The sequence below is a fragment of the Flavobacterium enshiense genome (genome assembly GCF_022836875.1).
GTDB classification, from domain to species: Bacteria; Bacteroidota; Bacteroidia; order Flavobacteriales; family Flavobacteriaceae; genus Flavobacterium; species Flavobacterium enshiense_A.
Window position 1 is genome coordinate 2,863,828 of the sequence record NZ_CP090376.1, and the last position, 24,168, is coordinate 2,887,995.

Consider the following 24,168-nt stretch of genomic DNA (forward strand, 5'->3'; position numbering starts at 1 on the left):
GAAGTGAGGCTTTTTCATTCAAACCTTTCGGTATATTTGTAAACATCAGTAACAAAATGCCGCCACTTCTTAAAGCCGGCGGGACGTTAGGCGATATATTATCAAAATTCGGGTAAACATGGAAAATCTCAATAAGCTTCATGATTTGACTTTAAAAATTAAGTCAATAATTTATAGTCTTGAACTAAAAGAAAATGATGTTCGCAAAGCTTATTTTGAAAACCTTTATTCAATCGTCAATGAATTTTATCACGGAAAAGTATTTTTTAAAATTAGCCAAGAAATTAAAAAAGGAACAATAAAATTTGATTCTAATATTATTCAGCTTCAACCTCACATAGGCAGAATTTACGAAATTGCTGATCATAATTTACTCTCTGATGCATATCATAACGAATTGAATAGAAAGCTTTTCGTTGACTCTTTTACAAATTTTGAAACAACAATTTCACTTTGTTTTGAAGATATAATTGACGAATCAAGTTTAAATGATATAATTAAAGACTTAAATAGAAAATTAATTCGAATATGCAAAGACTTATCTGACGAAGCAAAAGAATCTTTGTTAATTGAACTTCGTAAAAATGCATTTATTCCATTATCGCGAAAATTTAGATTTCTTTCAAAACTTAAAGAAAATTGCTATTTGTTTGACAATAAAAAAGATTTAGAGTTTATTGAATTTTGCTCAAACCTCAGAAATTGTGTTTCTCATTCTGCTGGATATTATAAAGGAAAAGATTTTGAATATGAATTTGAAAACATAAAGTTTATATTTAAGAATGAAACTTTTTTAGAAATGAATGGAGAAAATGACTATGTATTTTTAAAAATCAACGAGCGATTGACAAACATAATCTATGCGCTTAATAATTGCTTGAAAGAAATAGAATTTATAAAATATCCAGACGATGGTTTTTAATAAATACATCGCCTAACAGCGGTTTTAAGAAATGGCGGGTTTGGGGATTTATCGGTAATGGTCAGTGAATATTTTTCTTCTCCGAAGTGAGGCTTTTTCTTTCAATCTTTTCGGTATATTTGTAAACATCAGTAACAAAATTCCGCCACTTCTTAAAGCCGGCGGGACGTTAGCCGTCATTTATGAAAAACTAAACGATGAAAAAAATACTAAAAACAATAATTATAGTTTTATCCTGCTTTTCAGTATATGCCCAAAAGGAAAATTTAAATCAAACTAAATATCAGTTTGCGCAAAGAGTTTTTGAAAAAGAATATTCGGAAACGGTTTTTGAAAAGTTTAGAGGTCGTATAATTATCGAAAATGAAAACACAATAAAGTTTGATGAAAAAACCTTGACTCTTAACGTCAATAAAGAATACATAGACATATTCACCAGCGGTTTATTTTATCCAAATCTTATCACCGGAAATCACATTGTAGAAATTAAATCACAAGAGGAATTAGATAAGATGACGAAGGATGAAAAATTATTCTATAACTTAAGTAGAACAGATTCCTTAACTATTTCAAACTTGCAGGAATTATATCTACTGAATCCTAATTATCAAACCAAAAGATTTTGTTTTTGGATTTTCAGACCTGGGAGAGCGAATGCGCAGGAATGGTATTTCGAATTACAAAATAAGAAAGCTACTAAAAATACGAAACTATCCGATTTTATCAAAAATGCCAAATTAACGTTTTGTAAAAGTGGAACAATAATAATTTAAACGAACGGCTAACAGCGGTTTTGTGCAAGCGGGGTTTGGGTGTGTATCGGTAAGAGCTAGTGTTTGCACTTCCCTCCTATTTTTCAACTTTTTTCTTTCAGACTTTTCGGTATATTTGTAAACATCAGTAACAAAAATCCCCGCCTGACACAAAGCCGGCGGGACGTTGGCAGTAATTTGAGAAAAATCGTGATTTATGAAAAACATTCTACTAATTTTAATAACACTACAAATCATTAGCTGTAATTCGCAACAAAAAGATACAGCGGAAAAAATAAATGTGTTATTTATTGGAAATAGCTTGACATATTTCTACGATATGCCGCAGACAGTCCAAAAAATGCTTAATGAAACAGAACCAAATATAAAAATTGAACAAAGCACGTTTCCTGGAATGTCATTAACTGGTCATTTATCTGACATAATAACATCAAGAACAGAAAATGGAATTAGCACAAGAAAAAAAGAAGAGGGAGAAAAAACAGAAACAGAAATCAAGATTGCTGAGAAACAATGGGATATTGTCATTTTACAAACTGGAACTATAAGTGTTTTAATCACCGAAAATCGTGAACTAAAAACGAATAAGGCAATTTCAGATATTAAGAAATTGGTTTCTAATACCAACTGTAGATTTATACTTTTCAATACTTGGCCATTAAAAAACGAATATCCCAAACAATATTGCTATCCAGCAAGTCAAATTGACAAATCAATAAAAAAGGACAAATGTTGCTCACCTGTTCTTGAAAGTTTAGAACAAGAGGTTAAGATAATTAATGAGGCTTATGATTTGGTTGCCAAAGAAAATGACCTCATAAAATCGGATAACGGAAATAAATTTTATGAAGTACGGACAAAATATCCTGAAATTGAACTTTACGAAGACGATAGCCATCCGAATAAGTATGGTGCTTTTTTAAATGCCTGTATTTTTTACCAAATGCTGTCTAATAAAAAAGTATCTAATTTAAAATACAACGGAGAAATTGAACCTAAAACAGCTAAATTACTTAAAAAAATTGCAGAATAAAAACTACTGCCAACAGCGGTTTTAAGAAATTGGGGTTTTAGGGCTTAATTTAAAGTTTGTTTTGTGCTTTTTATTTTCAGTGCTTAATCGAAAGTTATGAGCTTACAAATCCCCAACTTCTTAAAGCCGCGACACGTTGTATGCTATACTTCCAAATGCGTCGTCCTAAAATAGGTTGACTAAAAATTAAACACTTTTAGTATCCTATGGAAACAACAAGAAAACAACCCTGCCGAAAAAATGAGTATCAGAAAATCAGTTTTGATCTCAAACTTTCCATCATTGACGAAATTAATAATGGACAAATCTCTGTAAACTATGCTGCCAAAAAGTATGGCATTTCTCGAAGTTCCATTGACTATTGGAGAAAGAAATTATCTAACTTTACATCCAAATCCAAAGCAATGAGCAAGAACGACGAGATTAAAAAACTAAGAGAACGTATAGAAGAACTGGAATTTATTAAAGACTTCCAACAAGACATCATTGCTGATTTTGAAGTAACCACAGGACTGGATATCGCAAAAAAGTCGTTGCCCGAAACATTAGTAAAAGAGATAGAGAAAAAGAAAAGAAACCTTTTAAAGTAAAATGGCTTTATCAATGTTTCGGAATATCCAAACAAGCTTATTATAAACGAATCAAAGCTGATAAACAGCGAGAAGAACAAGTTATTGTAATTAAAGAACTCATTGCGCCTATCAGGAAAAAACAAACCCGGTACGGTGGAAGAAAACTGTACCTGGACATTAAAGATGATTTGGAAAAGAGGGATATAAAAATGGGAAGAGATAACTTTTTTAGGTTCTTGAAAACACATCAGTTATTGGTTAAGAAAACTAAGCAATTCCATATCACAACCGATTCCAAACATTTTTTCTATAAATCGCCAAACCGAATTAAGAACATCACTCCTACTCACGCGGAACAGATCTGGGTCAGCGATATAACCTACCTTAAAACACAAGAAAAACACGCTTATTTGGCTTTGGTAACAGACATCTATTCCAAGAAAATAATGGGGTTCAAACTCGATACGAATATGAAAGCTACATTAGTGAAAGATGCTCTTCAAATGGCTTTAAAAAACAGAATGCATAAACATCAAAACATCATTCATCACAGCGACAGGGGAATACAGTATTGCTGTCCCGAGTTCTCCGAATTCGCGCAAAACAACGGCATGTTACTCAGTACAACCCAGCAATACGACCCTTATGAAAACGCAGTAGCGGAGAGGATTAACGGAATTTTGAAATATGAGTTTGGTTTATTAAAAACATTACCTAATTTAGTCTTGGCTCAGAAAATGATTAAACAGGCGGTAAACACATACAATAATGAAAGAAGGCACTACAGCTTAGATATGAAAACACCTGAGTTTGCACACAAAAATCAAATGCATAAATACAAATTTTACAACCTGAATTAATAACCAAAATGGTCAACCTATTTCAGGACAAGACAGACAGTGGTAATTTCGCCAATGAAAAATAAATAATCGAGACCGGTGATCATAATGAACAAAATCGTATAAAACTAAATGGATATTATTTCAGGTTCACATAAGATATTACAGTTCGGATTGCGGTCGGCTTGGGCAAATTTTGTTTTATTCATTATTTATGACTTAATAGTAATCATAGGAATTGTAATTGGTCAAGGTGTCCTGAAAGAACCGTACTTAGCAATTGCAGAAGTAATTACTCTTGTTGGCGCTCCTTTATTAATACTTCTTATGGCAGCTATACATGAATGCACGCCTCAAAGTGCTAAAGTTTTTAGCATGATGGCTTTGGGATGGATGTTATTGTTGGCAGGAACAACTGTCATGGTGCACTTTGTAAACCTGACTTTGTGGAGACAAATCAGCGTTCAACAAAAAATTGATTACGTGCGGTTTCTGGGTTGGGAATGGCCATCCATGATGTTTGCAATTGAACTTGTTGCATGGCATTTGTTTTTCGGGCTATCAATGTTTTTTGCTGCATTTGCTTTTAGAGGCCAGGGGAGTGAAAAAGCAGTGCGCATAGCCTTAATAGCAACAGGCTTGTTATGCATTTTCGGACTAATCGGACCTGTAGTTGGAGATTTGATTTGGCGGTTGATTGGTATTTTTGGATATGGAGTTGGCTTTCCAATCGTATGTGTTATGATTGCTCGCGTTTTCAAGAATGCACCATCGAATTAAATGGAAAACATAACTACATTGTGGAAAAAAAACTGCCGATAACACTACATTGTAGCAATTGTGGCATCAGGTTTAATTAATAATTGTGTTTGTACTTGTTTGGTTAGTTTTAAATCTAAGCATTGTGCCAGTCTAACCACAATTGCAACAATGCTTTTACGTTATAGGCAAGCAAAATGAAACAAAGGAGAATTCAATAACTTAATGCAACAAATGATAAAATTTATCTTTATTGAATTATAGAGAAAGATTCTATTTGTTGTAGATGCTGCTCTGTTTGGTATTTGTTGAAGTTATCCCATTTTGGAGGAAAACTGGTTTTTTGCCCATACATAGAATCCAGACATACGTTATGGTCTTTGTACTTTTCATGTAAAACAGCCAAAATTTTAAAGAAAAATTCGTCCAACATTACAATAGCTTCAAATTCGGTTTTGAGCGCATCGTAGTTACTGTCTGAGGGGGTTACTATTTGTAACAGATCTAAAACTTCTTTCTTTTCGAGGGCATTAATTTCAGTTAAATAACCATATTTTAAGGTTTTAAAAACTAAATTATTCCAGGCCACGCTGTCATGTCCCCACTGAACATCCGGAAGATTTAAAGAATGCTCACAAATTAGGATAATTGAAAAAAGAACGTCATTTAAATACGCTGCCGGAAATTCATCAAAACTTCTGAATTCAAAACCGCTTTGGTACATTTTTTCCTGATTAAAATCGAGACCCACTTCAGAAAGCAATTCATATTCCATTTCTAATTCAATCTGGTCCCGCCACCAAATGTTCTCCTCTTTTTCAAACTTTAGCAACTTTCTGAAATCATCCACTTTGTAAGTTAAAATTTTTCCCTTAGGCATCGATTTGTTAAAAGTCCCTACCCCTATGTATCGGGACATGGCATTTCTCATAGAACCTAAAGTAAATTTTTTGTCTAAGCTATATTTGTCGCTTATTACTCCCATAATATCGGGGCTGCCAAGAGTCGCTATAAAAAAAGGCTCAAACCATTGCAACAAATAAATGGCATTTGCGTGCGTTTTATCAAAATCAATATAATCTACAATCCTACTGTTTTCAGTTAGTGAGGGTAATGTAATATGAAAATGATAGGTGCCATTATTAAACAAAACAAGATTTTCCTGATTGGTCATGAACATATTAAGACCGCTATTGTAATCCGGAAAGCTTAATTTCCCATTTAGTACTGACGATTCATTAATTTTATCCAGGAATAACTTTTTGGTGGCTTCCAGCTCTTTACAAGAATCTGAAATTGTCCTGTTTTCAAAATATTTGGTTACAAATTCGATAGAATCACCATCAAAATGTACAGATCCCATCGTTTTATTTCTTTGGGTAATCATACTTTGAATATTGTACGGTTGATCCTCAAGAAAAAGTTCCATAATGGATTTCCCCAAATATTCCGGATTTGAAAGCGGTTTTGGCGTCTCCGCATCTACTCCGGCGCTTCCAACTAATGATTTAACATCCGGCAACGTTTTGTGCTGGTATTTTTTGTCGAGTTTTTCCAGCGAATGACTATTAATCATTCGGCTCACTTTGTAGTTTTCGTTACAACCAAAAGCCTTTTTTAATAAGGGGGCCAAGCTTTCCGGTTTATAGCATTTTCTATAATCAATGCTGTATCGCTCAAAACCAATTTTTTCTTGTATAAACTCACCAGAAACTATTAGGGATTCTTCAAATTGCATGTAGGTTTCGTTTTCTAATCCAATTCCCCAATAATATTTTTTTGTCTGATTGTCTTTCATTTATACTAGTTTTCTTTTTATGGTTATTTTGAACTTTTTAAAGTCATTATTTTTTATTCGGAAGCATTAGTTTAATCTACTGGTAATCAAAATAAAAACAGTCATTCAAACGGATTAAACAAATTATTAAATCCATTCCCTTATTTTTAAATTATAGGAATTTATATTTCAGTCTCAAAAATTTTGCATTTGAATCGACTGAACGATTGATAAAAAGCAAAATTTTGTAATGCAGTTATAAAATCACTACTGTCATTAATCGCTTTCATATCAATAATTTAAGCATATAAATTACCCTGTTACAGTTTTTGCTGTTCTTGTTTTTTCCAGGTTGCAAATGTACTCATTATTATCTTATTTCAAATGGTTAATTCATTGAAAATCAAATAATAATACAAAATCATCCAATTGTCTGATTAATTATTTGGATTAATTGGTTTCAGATATAGTTTAAAACTATGCGGTTAGCGCATTTTGCTTTAGCCTTTAAAAGCATTTTAGTATAACTCGAGCAGATAGCGGAGTGCGCAGAAATTACAAAAATACACACTAATTAAATCGTGTAATTTGTGGTTACTAAATTAGGGCTGCAACCTGCAGATGTTTAGTATGTATATCAAATCATGAACTCTCGGTCCATTGCTTAGTCATGGTAATAAAACACGTAGGAGGAATATAGTTCGTCATTCCACCAATCTTTTTTAACTTCTGAAAAATAATTGTAATTCACCTTTCCAGCTTGTGATTGCAGTGGGTATACTACCACGCCATTCTCTCTGTAGGCTTGATGCTCGTTCGTTTCCGGGACAACAGGAGCGATATGTCCAGAGAGTCCTTTTTCTTTCCTTTTGGCACAAATTATTCCAACACCTCCATTGGTATTCACTTTATTTTGAATTTCTTCAGCAGTAAACATCCTTTTCCATCCAAAATCATCTCCCCATTTTAAAAACCAGTCGTGTATGGCACTGGAATAAATGTGATCTACCGTTTCTCCCATAAGTGGTTCTACATCTTGCCCTTCCAATATTTTTTCCAGGGCTTGATCTGTCCACCAAACAGTAGGAAGATACACTTTGCAGAAATGACAATAATCGTAAGAGTAAACATTACAATAGGTGTCTTCTATTGTTCTTTGGTATCTAATGTTTTTAACAACATCCAGTTTATCGATCAATTGCCCAATGCTTTCTCGTTTAGTCTCAGCATTAGTTAAGTCTCTGTACGGAATATCAGAGTCTGCCAATGGTTTGTACTTCATTTGTGCAGAATCTAAGCGAGATTCCGGATCGGGTAAGAAATCGGCAGCTGTTATTCGGCTATTTGGTTTTGAATGATTCACTTTTAGTGTTGAATAAATCGATTCTGTATGTTTTTTCATTTTGGTTGCTTAAAATTAATTAGCTTAATGCTAACGGAATTTTACTATTCGCCTAATGTATTTCTGAAAAGAAGTTAAACCTATTAATTTAAAAATAAACAGGTTGTGTTTTTTTTGCGCTCCCGAAATTATTCGGGAGAAAATCCTCAAAACATGCTTACTCAAAATAAGTTCTTCTAAAATTTAAATGTAATAAAAAAAACAGAAGCGGAAATATAATTTCATTGTGAATAAGAAAATATTGATCTGAAATTTGTGTTCTGATTTATGATTTGTATTCGTACCGTAGTTTTTGCCATATTTTTAAAAAAACGCCACGATCGCGCAAATTGGTCAGTTGTTGCACCGCGCGGATTTGCAATCCGTACCCATATTGAACAGTAACTATACTTAAAAACAAATAAAACCCGATGGCGATAATTTGAAATCCGAGCGACTTTACAGTAGAGAATTTATCACTTTTTTAAAACATAACAGTATTGTGATTTTTTTTTTTAAAATATTATAATGGGAGTACAACTTTACATAAAAATCTTAAAGAAAAAAAACAATTCAAATATTTAAAACTTCCGCTAACAGCGATTTTAAGAAATGACAGCTTTAGGGATTTATCTGTAATGATCAGTGAATATTTTCTTCTCCTAAGTAGGCTTTTCCTTTCAAAGTTTTCGGTATATTTGTAAACATCAGTAATAAAAAATCCGCCTCAACATAAAGCCGGCGGTACGTTAGCAGAAATTTTACGTAACGAAACAGAAAAACTGAAATATGAAAAAAGCATCCTCAATTCTATTATTATTGTTTTTATCAATGATATCTTTTGGACAAAATGTTCAAAAAATTGAATTAAATAAAAATTATTCAGACGTAAAACTTAATAAAAGTGCAAATTTAAAATACACCCTACATTTTGAGAAAAATGGAGTCTATAAAATTTCGGTTTTACAAAAAGGAATTGACGTGGTTTTAGTTCTAACTGATAAATCGAATAAAAAACTCGTAGAAAAAGATTCACCAAATGGACAAAATGGTTTAGAAACCTTTGATTTTACTTCAAATGAAACAAATGATTTTTACTTAGCAATAAATAGACTTGACGAAAATGGAAATCCGGCTGAAGGCAAAGTTTCAATTACCATTAAACAATTTTCAAAATCAGAACTAAAAGAAATTGCAAAAATCAAAAAAGAGCTTGAACCAGAAAACAAAAAAAATATTCAAACATTGGATATTGACCATTTTTGGGAAGCATTTGACAATTTGAAAAAATGCAAATCACGAAATGACAGTATTGCATCATTTCAGAAACTATATTTAGACAGGGCGACTAACGGTCTTGAAGATTTTATAAAAGAGAGAAATTTTACCGCTGAAAAATTTGTAAATGCTGTCTCAACAATGCCTAAATTTTACAATTCTATCAGAAAAAATACTTACGAAGCAAAAAAGGCTGTTCCGGTAATTGACGAAGTTGTTTTAAAATTTAAAGAAATTTACCCTAACTTCAAACCTTTTAAAGTTTGCTTTGCTATTGGTTTAGTCAGTACAGGAGGAACTGTATCTGACAATTTTTTATTAATTGGCACAGAAATTTCTGCATCAACAAAAGACACAGATTTGTCTGAATTTAATAATAATGCACTTAGTAAAGTTTTGGGAAGCGGTGATAATGTTATTCAAAAAATAAAGAATTTTGTGTCACACGAATATGTGCATACGCAACAAATTAGTTCAGGTGATAAAAACGCAATAAGATGCGACCTTTTATATGCCGTTATGCAAGAAGGATTTTGTGATTTCATTGGTGAACTTACAACTGGCAGCAAAATAAATAAAGTTGCACAAGAATATGGAGATAAGCATGAAAAAGAACTTTGGAAAGAGTTTAAAAATGAATTATGTAATGAAAATATTAAGAATTGGCTTTACAACTATTCTACCGTTAAAGACAAGCCAGCGGATTTAGGTTATTACATAGGATATAAAATCGCAAAAGAATATTATAACAATGCAACAGACAAAAAACAAGCAGTAATTGATATAATAGAAATGAAAGATCCAATAAAGTTTTTACAAATAAGTAAATACGACCAAAAGGAAAAAAAATAAAACTTCTGTTAACAGCGGCTTTATATAATGGCGGGGTCGTAGTGTAATTGGAGGAGCCAGTGCTTGCACCTCACTCCTGTTTTTCACCTTTTTCTTTCAAAATTTTCGATATATTTCTAAACATCAGTAATAAAAATCCCCACCTGACACAAAGCCGGCGGGACGTTATCCACAATTAAACCAAAACTAAGCCGAATGACAACATTCCCAGTAATTGCTTCTACAATATCAGAAAAAGATTTAGGCAATTTTATAATAGAAAAATACAACCTAAATAGCAATTTTGAATGTAAATTATTTAGAACTGGAGTAAATCACACATATTTCATTTCAGACTCAAACACAAAATATGTTGTTAGAGTTTACTGTCATAATTGGAGAAGTAAAACTGAAATCAAGGAAGAATTAGAACTCTTAAAAATACTCAAAAACAACAACCTTTCTATTTCATTTCCAATCTCTGATAAAAACGATGAATTAATTCAAGAAATTAATGCTCCTGAAGGAATTCGGTATGTTGTACTATTTTCATTTGCAAATGGTGAAAAAAAACGATTTATGACAAATGAGAATTGCTTTGCTGTTGGTTCTCTTATTGCTAAAATTCATAATATAACGGCAAGCAAAAAAATCGATAGAGTGAATTATAATTCTGAAATACTTTTAAAAAAATCATATAATTATTTAAAACCATTTTTCACCGAAGATTTAAGTGAAATGAAATTCCTAAAAGAAATTGGTGAAAAAATATCAAAAACCTTTCAAGAGAGCAATTTAGAAGATAACCAAAAAGGAATTGTTCATCTTGATATTTGGTATGACAATTTCAGTATAAATGCAGAAAATGAAATAACTATATTTGACTTTGATAATTGCGGAAATGGATTACTTATTTTAGATGTTGGGTATTTCTGCAAACAATTATTCTTCATCGAACAAGACAAAAATCAATACGAATTAAAAGTCAAAAGTTTTCTTGAAGGTTACAAAGAATTCAGAGAATTATCTGATAAAGAGATAAACTTAATTCCAGAAACTGGAGCATCAATTTTTATTTTTTATCTTGGTGTTCAAGCTCAAAGATTTGATTGGTCAAATATATTTCTGACTGAAAACTATCTTAAAATGTTTGTTGGAAGAATAAAAGATTGGGTTGATTATTATAAAATCCAAAAGAATTAGCATTTTGCAGCAAGCCCGCGGAACGTTAGCGGTTAGTTGACACAAAATTACGGGTTAACCAATATTTGTAAAAATTTTACTTCAAAATCAATTAAAAAATTAAACAGAATTATAAAAGCGTGAATAAAATTCTAAATTCAAAACTAATTTTATTAATTCCCGCTTATTGGGCTTGTTTGTTTGACGTGATCATTACAATCGTAAATCAGTCTGACGAATATTGGAAAGGAAATTTAAGTAGAGCTAATGAAGGAAATCCTATTGGTGCATTTATGATGGCTAATCATACATCGGGAATATTCATTATTAGTTTTATATGGTTACTATTGATAGGAATAATTGGTTATAATTTATCAAAAAGAAAACTCAAAACTTTTGCTCTTTTTGTCATGGTTGCACATACATTTGGAGCATCAACTTGGCTAAGTGGTTATTATAATTTTTGGTATGCTATAATTTTCATATTAATAAATTCCATAATGTTTATCGAAATAAATGATATTTACGAAAAAAGAGACGATAAATTGAATTTTTAAACAACTGAACCGCTAACAAGCGATTTATGCAAGTGGGGTTTTTAGGATTTATCGGTAAAGGTAAGTGTTTGCACATTCTTTTCAAATACAAGGTTTTTCTTTCAAAATTTTCGATATATTTGCAAGTATCAGTAATAAAAGTCCCTACCGGCATAAATCCCTGAGACGTTGTATTCAACTGTTTCTAACGATAACGTATATGAAATTAATAAACAAATTATTTCTTTTTTCTATCCCAGCATTTTTATTGTCTCTAATTCCTGTTTTTATTTTTCCAGGGAACATTGATGTTAGGACAAAATTTTATCAAATAATATTTGAAGGCTACTTATCAGTTTTTTTATTTCTAACATTACTAACCTATTTAATTATTATTGGATTAAATGATATTAGAAAAAATAAATGGCTTGAGGGTATTATTTTAATTTTTTTCCCTTTGGTACTTATAATATCAGTTAGTTATTTATTTGTATTATTTAAGGGAAATAATTTTGGAGCATTTAATAATGATTTGATTGTTTATCAAAATACAAGCAATAAAGAATTAATAATTATTCAGCATTTAGGAAATAACTTTGACGGTATCCCTCAATATAGAATTTTGAAAACATCAAATGATTTAAATTCTGGTTTAAGAAAATTTGAAAAAATTAATTTAAAGGAGCACAATTTTATAAGATCCATTAATTTTTCAACATTAGCAGTCAATTGTGATTCGATTCCGAAAATTATAGAATATGCTCAAAGTAATTACAAACTCAAATATTGTGATAAAGAATAATTACAGCAGCATACCAACAGCAGTTTTGAACAAGCGAAGTTTGGGTGTATAACGGTAAGAGCCAGTGATTGTAATTCTCCCCTATGTTTTCAATTTATCCTGTCTGACTTTTCGGTATACTTATAATCATCAGTAATAAAAAACACCATCTCTTAAAGCCTTCCGTACGTTTCCTGCAACTCACTGAACGATATCTTTGAATCACAAAAAAATATATACTTTACTGAAAACCAATCGCCCAGAGACTAACATCGGCTTCATCCAAATAGATTGTAAGGCTAAACTAAATCTCTTTTCTTGTATATTTGGTTTAATAACAAAAACAAGCGCCTCGATCCACAAAATAGGCGAACCTTATCGGTAATAACTGATACAGAATAAACTAAGATTCGCAGCAACCAATAAATTAAATACATCATGGCTAAGCTGCAGTTTTTCCTCAAATTAAATCCGCCCCGATCAACATTTATGATTGACATGACGGCAGAAGAAAAAACAATCATGTAAAGTCATGCTGTCTATTGGACTTCACTTCTCAATGATGGAACAGCAATTGTTTTTGGTCCTGTATCTGCCCCAAACGGTGGTTATGGTGTTGGCGTTGTATCTGTTGACAGTGAAGAGCATTTAAAAAAGATTATCGACAACGACCCGGCTAATGGATTGAACAAATATGAGTTCTATCCTATGAGGACAGTATTCAAATAGAATTTACTACTTCGGTTATTTTAAACCGTGTAAAAGACTTACCTGTTGAACTGAACCAAAAAATTATCGCTTATATTAAGAAATCTGAAATCAAGGAAATTTTCTTTACAAGCGGATTCGGCAAAAACAACGCATTCCGCCTTTTCTATGTCGATATCTTAGGACTTAAAATCACAGATGAAATTATAAAAAAGCGTGAAGTGATTATCGACAAACATTTTTGGGATGACCAATTAAACTAACCATCCTCTACTCTCCTTCCGGTTCTTCCAATGTCGGACTTTCAAAATCAAAACTGTATTTGGAAAACAAGGAAAAATACGAAAAATCCGCAAGGCCGGTTTACGATTTTAAAGTTGACTATTATCGTAACAAGTTTGACTGAAAAGAAAACAGTTGATTTTTTTTTTTATTACTCCGTCATAATCTGTAAATTTCACAAACCACTCATTTACTCCCATCTAAAAGAACTATTTCTAAATAACTGTGGCTTCTGTTACAGAAACAGTATTTTCTCTTGTCACGGCACCCTTTTTTAATAAAATGATGCTATTTGTCTGATTTTCATGAATTTAATCTTTAAAATAAACCTGAAAGTTAACCAAATTCATACATTTATAGCTAATACTAAAAAATAAGTATGTCAAAAAAAATTTATTGATGCAGTCAGATTCATCTGTTTTCCTTTTCGAAGCGAACTGATTACAGATTGGTAATTTAGATGTCTTTGGCTGCAAACGTTCATCGGATTCAATATTTAGAATATAAACTAATATGATTTTTTATGAAAAATGTTGCCAAAATTTATGTTGCCCTCTGTATGAGTTTCTTCGCTTACTGCATGACCCAAGCGCAAGATAAAAAACCCAACATCCTTGTCATCTGGGGTGATGATATAGGAACCACCAACATCAGCGCTTACAGTGATGGGCTGATGGGTTACACAACACCCAACATTGATCGCATTGCTGATGAGGGTATGCGTTTCCTTCAATACTATGGAGAACAAAGTTGTACTGCCGGACGGGCTGCCTTTCTCACAGGGCAGCATGGTATCCGAACAGGGCTTACCAAGGTAGGTTATCCTGGTGCACCCATGGGTATGAATCAGTTAGATCCCTCCATTGGAGGATTCCTCAAAAGTCTTGGTTACACCACGGGGCAATTTGGAAAAAACCATGTTGGAGACCGCAATGAAAACCTCCCTACTGTAAATGGTTTTGATGAATTCTTCGGCAATCTCTATCACCTTAATGCTGAGGAAGAGCCTGAATTGCCTGACTACCCAAAAGACCCTGCATTTAGGGAAAAATGGGGTCCGCGTGGTGTTTTAAAATGTAAAGCTACCAACACTGATGATTCCACTGACGATCCGCGCTGGGGCAAGGTAGGAAAGCAAACCATAGAAGATACTGGTCCGCTTACCAAAAAACGCATGGAGACTATTGATGATGAAACATCAGCTGCTGCCATTGATTTTATCAAACGTATGACCGCTGCAGGCAAACCATTTTTCTGCTGGTGGAACGGAACACGCATGCATTTGCGCACGCATGTAAGAGCTGAACACCGCGGAAAATATACTTATGGTGACAGCGAATATCTTGATGGCATGATTGAACATGATATTACTGTGGGTCAATTGCTTAAAGCATTGGATGACCTTGGTATTGCCAACAATACCATTGTTGTATATTCAACCGACAATGGTCCCCACATGAACACATGGCCTGATGGAGCAATGACATGGTTCCGCAGTGAGAAAAACACAAACTGGGAAGGCGCATTTCGAGTTCCCTGCCTGGTGCGCTGGCCTGGTCATATTGCTCCTGGCACAGTAACTAATGAAATAATGAGTCACAACGATTGGATACCCACACTATGTGCTATAGCCGGGGAGTCCGACATTATTGGTAAATGCCTGAAAGGTCATAAAGCCAATGGTAAGAATTATAAAGTACACCTTGATGGTTTCGACCAGTCGAAGTTTCTCACAACCGTTAATGGAACGGTAGGCCGGAATAATGGAGTGAAGAGCGCACGCAAAGTCTTTTTCTATACCGATGATGAGGCAGAACTGGTGGCCATGCGTGTAGGCGAATGGAAGATGACTTTTGCCGAACAGCGCCTGGCTGGTACGTTAGGTGTATGGGGAGAACCCTTCACAAAATTGCGACTGGTGAAGTTCACTAACCTGATGCAGGATCCTTTTGAGCGCGCTGATTTCACATCCAACACCTATTGGGACTGGACTCTTGACCATGCTCCACAGATGTATCTGGGCATGGAATACGTAAGCGGTTTTGCCGCATCCTTTAAGGACTTCCCTCCACGATCTTTTCCGCCGAGCTTTAATCCTGCAAATATTATTGAAGGTGAGTTAAGGGCTATTAAAGCCAAACAAGCACTTGAATTGAGTTTCCCTATGTTAAGACAGGATAAAAAGGCGCAGCCGACTGATGCAAAAAAGAAGAAAAAATAGATTGAATATCACTTTTAAAAATAGATCATTATGAAAAAAATCATCATCGCACTACTGTCTGTTATGTTACTTACAGTAGTAAACGTTAATGCACAATCTAAAAACGCTAAAGCACAATCTACTCCGGAGCAGCGTGCTGAAAAACTTACAACCTGGATGAAAGACAATCTCAACCTCACCGCCGAACAGATTCCGTTGGTGCAGGAACTTAATTTAAAGTATGCACGCATGAATGAGGAACTGAAAAACATGAGCGGGCCCAGAAACGAAAAAATGAAAAAGATTAAAAGCAATGAAGCGGCAAAAGAGGAGGAACTGAAAAAGATTTTAACACCGGAACAATTCCAAACATTCACAACAAAAAAGAGAGAGGTAAAAGAGGAAGTTAAAACCCGATATAAAGAGAAAAATAAAGGTTATTAGTTCTGAAATAAATAACGATTATCCGGTGACATAGATACATGAAAACATAATATGAAAATAAAAACTTTCTTATGCATAGCGGTATTGTTGCTTGGTGCATGGATAAAACAGGCAGAGACGGAGGAAACAGCTCAGAAAAAAATTTCCGACCCTCTGCCTTCATGGAATGACGGACCAACAAAACAAGCCATTATTAATTTTGTCAAAAAAACCACAACTAAAGGAAGCGTCGACTTTATTCCTACTGCCGACCGTATTGCTACTTTCGATAATGACGGAACCTTATGGGGCGAACAGCCCATGTATTTCCAACTAGCTTTTGCCATTGATCGTATCCGTGCCATGGCGCCTGAACATCCCGAATGGAAAAACCAACAGCCTTTCAAAGCGATTTTAGAGGGAGATATTAAAACGGCTTTGTCAGGTGGTGACCATGACATCCTCAAAATTATAATGACCACCCATGCCGGAATGTCAACCGATGAATTTTCAAAAACTGTAGATGAATGGATGCGTTCCGCAAAACATCCGAAAACCGGAAAACATTACAACGAAATGATTTATCTCCCGATGGTAGAGTTGCTTAAATATCTGCGCGCGAATGATTACAAAACGTTCATCGTTTCCGGTGGCGGGGTTGATTTCATGCGTGTGTGGGTGGAAAAAGCATACGGCATTCCGCCTTACATGGTGGTGGGCAGTTCCGGAAAAGTAAAGTATGAGGTTAGTAAAGACGGCCAGCCGAAACTTATAAAACTCCCCGAATTAAATTTTATTGACGACAAAGAAGGAAAACCTGTGGGCATTCATCAGTACATCGGCAAGCGCCCTGTCTTTGCTGCCGGAAATTCTGATGGAGATCATCAAATGTTACAATGGACTACAACTGCAACAGGCTATCCACGCTTCGGACTAATTGTTCATCACACCGATGCTGAAAGAGAATGGGCTTATGATCGTGAATCGCACATCGGTCAGTTGTCGAAAGGGTTAGATGATGCCGGAAAATATGGATGGGTTCTGGTTGATATGAAGAAAGACTGGAAGACTATATTTGCAAAGTGATACGAATGATAAACAGAATAGCATGACGATTTCAACAACTGAAAACCCGGTAATGACAAGTGGTTATTCCCATGTAAATGGAATAGCAATGTATTATGAAATATACGGACAGGGAAAACCACTTGTTCTTATTCACGGCGGAGGTTCTACCATTGAGACCACTTTTGGAAGAGTTATACCTCTCTTTTCTAAAGACCGCCAGCTCATTTGCGTTGAACTTCAGGCGCACGGACGGACAAGTGACCGAAATACTCCCATTTCATTTGAGCAAGACGCCGATGATGTTGCTGCACTCCTTAAAAACCTTGGCATAAGCAAAGTAGATCTATTTGGTTTTAGTAATGGTGGAAATACTGCATTACAAATGGCGATAAGACATCCGGAACTTTGCCATAAAATAGTGGCAGCTTCTCCACTACTCAAAAGAGACGGGGCATTTCCTCAGTTTTGGGAGTTTATGAAGAACGGAACATTTGAACAGATGCCACAACAATACAAAGATGCTTTTTTAATGGTCAATCCCAACATTACAAAGCTTATGACTATGTATGAAAAATGCGCCGAAAGGATGATAAACTTCAAAGAATTTTCAGACGAACAGATAAAATCAATTAAAGTTCCTGTTTTGCTCGTTAATGGAGACCAGGATGTGGCAACTTCCGAACATATCGTTGCCATGTCGAAGCTAATTCCTGATTCCAAACTGGCAATTATTCCAGGCGGTCATGGCGAATATATAGGAGAAATAACAACATTAAGTCCAGACTTTAAAGCAAATGAATTTATCGTTCCTTTGATTGAGAAATTCCTTAACGAAAAACCAGAAGCTTGACGTCCATCAACATAAAAGGAAAATCTTCAAAATGAAGAATTCGGCAGTATTAGCTACGATACGGACGTACCTTAACTTTTATGCTACCCCTTTTCCCGCATTCAAATACCCACCTCTTCTGATTTCCCAACTCACTTTTTTTCATTAACTTTAATAATGTTAAAAAAACTGTTCCACAATCTCATATAGAACTTATGAAACACAGTCATGTCGTAAAAGTCTTGAAAGCCCAATTTATCACCCATGATGTGAAATCTTTTGTAGTGGAAAAACCTGAAGGATATACATTTACGCCCGGACAAGCCACGGAAGTATCCATTAATAGGCCTCAATGGAAAAACGAAAAGCGTCCATTTACTTTTACGAATCTGAAAGAATCAAACAATTTGGAATTCATGATCAAGATTTACAAAGAACGCAAGGGAGTAACAAACGAATTAGGGCGCATAAACGCTGGTGATGAATTAATTCTCCATGATGTCTTCGGAACAATCAATTACAAAGGCCCGGGTGTTTTCATTGCCGCCGGTGCAGGTATAACACCTTTTATTTCAATATTCCGGAACCTTTACAAAAACAACCAGATTCATGGTAACCGATTGATATACGTTAACAAAACTTCCGAAGACGTAATAATGGCCAACGAATTACAAAAAATACTGAAAAACAATTTCATAAATTTCTACACAAGGGAAAATGTGGTTGGTTTTCAGGGCCGAAGAATTGATCGCAATTTCATCATCGAAAACATATTGGATTTCAGTCAGAATTTCTACGTATGTGGCCCGGAAGATTTTGTAAAAACCATTACAGATATCTTACTTGATTTGGGCGCAACTCCGGAAGCAATCGTCATCGAAAGCTAAATCCTCTTTTCTATTAAATAAAAAAACTCCGGCCATAAGCCGGAGTTTTTTGTGATAATCAAATCGATTACTCCTTAACTATTCGGATCGTTTTCTGATTATTACCTTGTTGAACCATTGCAAAATAAACCCCTCTTGGAAGACTTTCACCAAAAGTTACTTTAGACTCTTTTACATTGGTCATTTCTTTTATCAACCTTCCGGAAATATCTAATACACTTATATTGATATCGTCGCTGCTCTCACTCTCAATTTCAAATGTGAACTGATTGTTACTTGGGTTTGGATAGGCTTTGACATTAAATAATGCCACATTTTCTCCATCATCTGGTTTTGCAGGATCTATACAATTTGGCAGACATTTCCCTACATAATCACCATGCGCCAAATGCTCTTCCAAAGCATCGTAATCAACACAAATTTGCACGCATGGATTTTTACCGCTACCCGTTTTATGGCATATGCTCACTTTTTCTCTTGTGCTATTTTTGTTAAAGCAACGTACATCGCTGCCTTTAACTTCTTTAGTGGTTGTAACTACGCAACCATTATCATCAGTTATGGTAGCTATCATAATTGCATCTTCCATTAAAATCGCTGATACGGAACAAGAAGAACCTAGTTCAATTCCTTTTATCGTCGATACTGGGGTAGATGAAGCTATTAATGGGAATGCCAAACAAGTATTGCCAGTGGTGTTGACGATGGTGTTGACGGTGGTGGTTCCTACAACACCATTACATGTCCACTTTTCATCTCCAGCATCATTAACCTGATTGCATTTTAAAGCACGACTCATAGTGATTACTACTTTGTAAGGCCCCTTTCCTCCTTGAGGAGTTACCTTAAATTCACAAGATTGATCTTGTGCATATCCGAAATAAAGTTCATCATTTATATATAATCCCGCTGACGTATCAACTAACTCAGAATCTCTTATGACGTTAAACGAGCAGTATGTTACATTTCCACTGGTATCCGTTGCTTTATATATAATTGGCGTACTCGTACCAATAGCAAAGATTGTATTTGAATCAGGAAGAGGACCTGAAGTTTGAATAACACTTGAAACTGAGCAATTATCTGAGGCTACTGGCGCAGACCAAGTTGCTGTTTCTTCACAAGCTGACAGATGAATATCATCTTGACAAACAATAACAGGATTCTCATCATCGCTTACCGTTACGGTTTGCTCAACTGCTACCGCATCGTTGCCGTTGCCGTCGCTGTAACTCCAGGTGATTGTCGTAACCCCTTTTGGATAAGCCGCATTCAGTGCCTGACTATCACTGCGAACTCCCGAAGCAGTTCCTGGATTACAGTTATCGCTGGCCGATGGGGCTGTGATTGATACTAGGGCTGAACATTCTCCGTCATAGGTGCCAACTTCTATCGCTGATACCGCGCTGATTTCAGGAGCCTCCTCGTCGTTTACAGTTACCGTTTGCTGAACTGCCGCTGCATTATTTCCGTTGCCGTCGCTGTAACTCCAGGTGATCGTCGTAACCCCTTTTGGATAAGCCGCATTCAGTGCCTGACTATCGCTGCGAACTCCCAAAGCAATTCCTGGATTACAGTTATCGCTGGCCGATGGGGCTGTGATTGATACTAAGGCTGAACATTCTCCGTCATCGGTGCCAACTTCTATCGCTGATACCGGGCTGATTTCGGGAGCCTCCTCGTCGTTTACAGTTACCGTTTGCTGAACTGCCGCTGCATTATTTCCGTTGCCGTCGCTGTAACTCCATGTGATGGTCGTTGTTCCTTTCGGATAGGCCGCTGTCAATAATTCACCGTCGTCACGAACCCCCGAAGCAGTTCCTGGATTACAGTTATCGCTGGCCGATGGCGCCGTGATGTTTACAATCGCGCTACATGAGTTATCATCCGTTCCAACACTTATTGGTGAAACCGCACTGATTTCGGGAGCCTGGTCATCGCTTACCGTTACCGTTTGTTCCACCTCCGATGCATCGTTGCCGTTGCCGTCGCTGTAACTCCATGTGATGGTCGTTGTTCCTTTCGGATAGGCCGCTGTCAACAATTCACCGTCGTCACGAACCCCCGAAGCAGTTCCTGGATTACAGTTATCGCTGGCCGATGGCGCCGTGATGTTTACAATCGCGCTACATGAGTTATCATCCGTTCCAACACTTATTGGTGAAACCGCACTGATTTCGGGAGCCTGGTCATCGCTTACCGTTACCGTTTGTTCCACCTCCGATGCATCGTTGCCGTTGCCGTCGCTGTAACTCCATGTGATGGTCGTTGTTCCTTTCGGATAGGCCGCTGTCAATAATTCACCGTCGTCACGAACCCCCGAAGCAGTTCCTGGATTACAGTTATCGCTGGCCGATGGCGCCGTGATGTTTACAATCGCGCTACATGAGTTATCATCCGTTCCAACACTTATTGGTGAAACCGCACTGATTTGTGGCGCCTGGTCATCGCTTACCGTTACGGTTTGCTCAACCGCTACCGCATCGTTGCCGTTACCGTCGCTGTAAGTCCATGTTATTGTGGTTACTCCTTTCGGATAGGCCGCTGACAACAATTCACCGTCGTCACGAACCCCCGAAGCAGTTCCTGCGTTACAGTTATCGCTGGCCGATGGGACCGTGATGTTTACAATCGCGCTACATGAGTTGTCATCCGTTCCAACAATTATTGGTGAAACCGCACTGATTTGTGGCGCCTGGTCATCGCTTACCGTTACGGTTTCCTCAACCGCTACCGCATCGTTGCCGTTACCGTCGCTGTAAGTCCATGTTATTGTGGTTACTCCTTTCGGATAGGCCGCTGACAACAATTCACCGTCGTCACGAACCCCCGAAGCAGTTCCTGCGTTACAGTTATCGCTGGCCGATGGGGCCGTGATGTTTACAATCGCGCTACATGAGTTGTCATCCGTTCCAACAATTATTGGTGAAACCGCACTGATTTGTGGCGCCTGGTCATCGCTTACCGTTACGGTTTGCTCAACCGCTACCGCATCGTTGCCGTTACCGTCGCTGTAAGTCCATGTTATTGTGGTTACTCCTTTCGGATAGGCCGCTGACAACAATTCACCGTCGTCACGAACTCCCGAAGCAGTCCCTGGATTACAGTTATCGCTGGCCGATGGGGCCGTGATGTTTACAATCGCGCTACATGAGTTATCATCCGTTCCAACACTTATTGGTGAAACCGCACTGATTTCGGGAGCCTCCTCGTCATTTACAGTTACCGTTTGCTGAACTGCCGCTGCATTATTTCCGTTGCCGTCGCTATAACTCCAGGTGATCGTCGTAACCCCTTTTGGATAAGCCGCATTCAGTGCCTGACTATCGCTGCGAACTCCCAAAGCAGTTCCTGGATTACAGTTATCGCTGGCCGATGGGGCTGTGATTGATACTAGGGCTGAACATTCTCTGTCATCGGTGCCAACATTGATTGGCGATATGGGACTGATAACAGGGCTTGTTACGTCTTTCGCAGTAAGCTTCACGTATTCAACATCAGTTAAACCTGCCGCATCGGTAGCCGTTACAGTTACAACGATTTCAGCGTTATGACCGCTGCTCACAGAAGAACCTGCCTCAGGAGATTGTGAAACAATCACTCCCGAACAATTATCCGTTGCTGAACCCGATACGTCTGGTATTAAAATTTTACAATCAGATCCCAAAACAACATCCTGATCCGATCCCGGAGTAAGTACCGGATTCTCATTATCTGTAACTGCCACTTTAAATGAACCAATTACTTCTCCACAACTATTTGAAGCTTTCACATAAACTGTGGTTTCTCCTACAGGAAATACTCTAGAGTTTGGTATAATCCCTCCAAAGTTACTAAGACTATAACTGAGAGTTGGCGAAGGGTTTCCTGACAACGTAATATTACTTCCCAAACTTACAGAAGAGGAACAAAGTCCATCCTGATTCGAAACAAATATGTCTGAAGCAGATATTATGGATGGAGCAGAATTGATATTAACTTGAGGCTGATTTGCTAAAGCCGGAAATTGTGTAGTCGAAAAATCATTTCCTACCCAAGCAGTCGTTGTAAATATATAAGGATTGGATATTACTACTGGGGCAGTTGCTGTAAACGTTATCACAATTGACTCACCCGGTGAACCAGCTCCCAATCCGTTTGAAGCACCACCAGTCCTGTTTACATCAATATTACCTGATGAAAAAATTGCAGAAAATTTTGCTGGTAAACTTGTTGCTACATTGGATACCGAAGTAAAGCCAGCTGGTATGGCGATCCTGAATGATCCAGCCCTTGCATTATTTCCTGTAGGTTGAGCAGTTGTTAAATTAGTAACTGTAATTGAATAGTTTGCGCTTGCTCCCGAACACAAATTTGAAGGTGTTGATGCAATGCTTGCAGTAAAAAGCAATCCATCGGTAAAAGTAGTCTGAGCTGCTAATCCCGAAGTTTGTCCAGTAGCCGTTACAACAAAGGTTACTCCAAGGTGTCGATCATTAAAATAAAACAGGTCATAAAAAATGTTCCCATTGGCATCGGCAACAGTAAACCTGTTATGTCCACTGGGGCAAACTGTAGGGCTTTCATCAAAATGCAAGGTAACGGTTTCTCCAGGCTGCCATCCGGATCCGGATAAACGTAAAGTATCACCCGGCTGATAATCTGCCCTATCGGAGTAAATAGTTGGTGATAATTTCCCTAAGGTTATTTTTTTCATTGGCAACGGCCCATGTTTCTTCCCCAAAGGCTCATGGCCAAGCATAGAAAAAGTTGCAAATAACAACGTTAAGATTGCAATACAACTCCAACCCCCTTTTTTCCGTAATAATGTTTCCATAGTTGTGGTATTTATTAAACAATAAACTCTATTAAGACCATAACAAAATTGTTACGGTTTAGTCATACGTGTTTCTTGCAAGAGATGCAAACAGAAGATCAAACAGAAATAGCATATTTGACCCCGAAAATCGTTAAGGGATATTTTTTTTGGAAGGTTAATTAAGCGCCCGGAGTGGTATTTGAGCACTTTAAACCAATTGCAATAAAAATTCGATAATTTGAACTCTAATTTAGAATTATGATTTGTAAGAATCTTAACAAGACGTTAAGTTTTCGATAAAAGGAATAA

18 protein-coding genes are annotated in these 24,168 nt (G+C 36.3%); 15 read left to right on the plus strand and 3 right to left on the minus strand.

Annotation, left to right across the window (positions count from 1 at the left end; all coding sequences use genetic code 11):
* The first annotated feature begins 118 nt into the window (after positions 1-118).
* The 6 genes from LZF87_RS13055 (at position 119) to LZF87_RS13080 (ending at position 4,919) form a co-directional block, all read left to right on the plus strand.
* Positions 119-922: a hypothetical protein gene (locus tag LZF87_RS13055; protein ID WP_244339621.1), complete on the plus strand. Its 804-nt coding sequence runs from the start codon at positions 119-121 to the stop codon at positions 920-922.
* Positions 923-1,119: 197 nt separating this feature from the next.
* Entirely contained in the window at positions 1,120-1,695 is a 576-nt protein-coding gene (locus tag LZF87_RS13060; protein ID WP_244339623.1) for a hypothetical protein, read from the plus strand.
* A gap of 196 nt (positions 1,696-1,891) precedes the next feature.
* Positions 1,892-2,728 carry a DUF4886 domain-containing protein gene (locus LZF87_RS13065; protein WP_244339624.1) on the plus strand — a complete coding sequence of 279 codons (837 nt, stop codon included), beginning with the start codon at positions 1,892-1,894 and terminating at the stop codon, positions 2,726-2,728.
* 206 nt (positions 2,729-2,934) lie between these two features.
* A complete protein-coding gene (locus tag LZF87_RS13070; RefSeq protein ID WP_244338796.1) occupies positions 2,935-3,318 on the plus strand; it encodes a helix-turn-helix domain-containing protein in 384 nt (127 codons plus the stop codon).
* Between the two features lie 23 nt (positions 3,319-3,341).
* Positions 3,342-4,160 (plus strand): IS3 family transposase, encoded by an 819-nt coding sequence (locus tag LZF87_RS13075; protein ID WP_244343817.1) that lies wholly within the window; start codon positions 3,342-3,344, stop codon positions 4,158-4,160.
* 111 nt (positions 4,161-4,271) lie between these two features.
* Positions 4,272-4,919, plus strand: coding sequence for a hypothetical protein (locus LZF87_RS13080; protein ID WP_244339626.1), 648 nt, complete (start codon positions 4,272-4,274; stop codon positions 4,917-4,919).
* A 229-nt stretch (positions 4,920-5,148) separates the two neighbouring features.
* Here LZF87_RS13080 and LZF87_RS13085 read toward each other — a convergent pair whose 3' ends face one another.
* Complete coding sequence (locus tag LZF87_RS13085; protein WP_244339627.1) at positions 5,149-6,696, minus strand: hypothetical protein; 1,548 nt, start codon at positions 6,694-6,696, stop codon at positions 5,149-5,151.
* Between the two features lie 643 nt (positions 6,697-7,339).
* Positions 7,340-8,077 (minus strand): hypothetical protein, encoded by a 738-nt coding sequence (locus LZF87_RS13090; protein ID WP_244339628.1) that lies wholly within the window; start codon positions 8,075-8,077, stop codon positions 7,340-7,342.
* A 768-nt stretch (positions 8,078-8,845) separates the two neighbouring features.
* Between LZF87_RS13090 and LZF87_RS13095 the strand changes: the two genes are divergently transcribed.
* The 9 genes from LZF87_RS13095 (at position 8,846) to LZF87_RS13135 (ending at position 19,061) form a co-directional block, all read left to right on the plus strand.
* A complete protein-coding gene (locus LZF87_RS13095; protein ID WP_244339630.1) occupies positions 8,846-10,186 on the plus strand; it encodes a DUF2268 domain-containing putative Zn-dependent protease in 1,341 nt (446 codons plus the stop codon).
* Between the two features lie 195 nt (positions 10,187-10,381).
* Positions 10,382-11,368, plus strand: coding sequence for a phosphotransferase (locus LZF87_RS13100; RefSeq protein WP_244339632.1), 987 nt, complete (start codon positions 10,382-10,384; stop codon positions 11,366-11,368).
* Between the two features lie 119 nt (positions 11,369-11,487).
* Positions 11,488-11,904, plus strand: a complete 417-nt coding sequence (locus tag LZF87_RS13105) for a hypothetical protein (protein WP_244339634.1) — start codon at positions 11,488-11,490, stop codon at positions 11,902-11,904.
* Between the two features lie 199 nt (positions 11,905-12,103).
* Positions 12,104-12,685 carry a hypothetical protein gene (locus tag LZF87_RS13110; protein ID WP_244339636.1) on the plus strand — a complete coding sequence of 194 codons (582 nt, stop codon included), beginning with the start codon at positions 12,104-12,106 and terminating at the stop codon, positions 12,683-12,685.
* Positions 12,686-14,177: 1,492 nt separating this feature from the next.
* Positions 14,178-15,875, plus strand: coding sequence for an arylsulfatase (locus LZF87_RS13115; RefSeq protein WP_244339637.1), 1,698 nt, complete (start codon positions 14,178-14,180; stop codon positions 15,873-15,875).
* 30 nt (positions 15,876-15,905) lie between these two features.
* Positions 15,906-16,298, plus strand: a complete 393-nt coding sequence (locus LZF87_RS13120) for a hypothetical protein (protein ID WP_244339638.1) — start codon at positions 15,906-15,908, stop codon at positions 16,296-16,298.
* A gap of 51 nt (positions 16,299-16,349) precedes the next feature.
* Positions 16,350-17,363: an HAD family hydrolase gene (locus LZF87_RS13125; protein WP_244339639.1), complete on the plus strand. Its 1,014-nt coding sequence runs from the start codon at positions 16,350-16,352 to the stop codon at positions 17,361-17,363.
* 22 nt (positions 17,364-17,385) lie between these two features.
* Positions 17,386-18,195, plus strand: a complete 810-nt coding sequence (locus LZF87_RS13130; RefSeq protein ID WP_244339640.1) for an alpha/beta fold hydrolase — start codon at positions 17,386-17,388, stop codon at positions 18,193-18,195.
* Between the two features lie 194 nt (positions 18,196-18,389).
* Positions 18,390-19,061, plus strand: coding sequence for an FAD-binding oxidoreductase (locus LZF87_RS13135; protein WP_244339642.1), 672 nt, complete (start codon positions 18,390-18,392; stop codon positions 19,059-19,061).
* Between the two features lie 67 nt (positions 19,062-19,128).
* On the opposite strand, the gene LZF87_RS13140 is transcribed toward LZF87_RS13135, so the two are convergent.
* On the minus strand, positions 19,129-23,877 hold the full coding sequence (locus LZF87_RS13140; RefSeq protein ID WP_244339644.1) for a T9SS type A sorting domain-containing protein: 4,749 nt from the start codon (positions 23,875-23,877) through the stop codon (positions 19,129-19,131).
* Between the last annotated feature and the right edge of the window lie 291 nt (positions 23,878-24,168).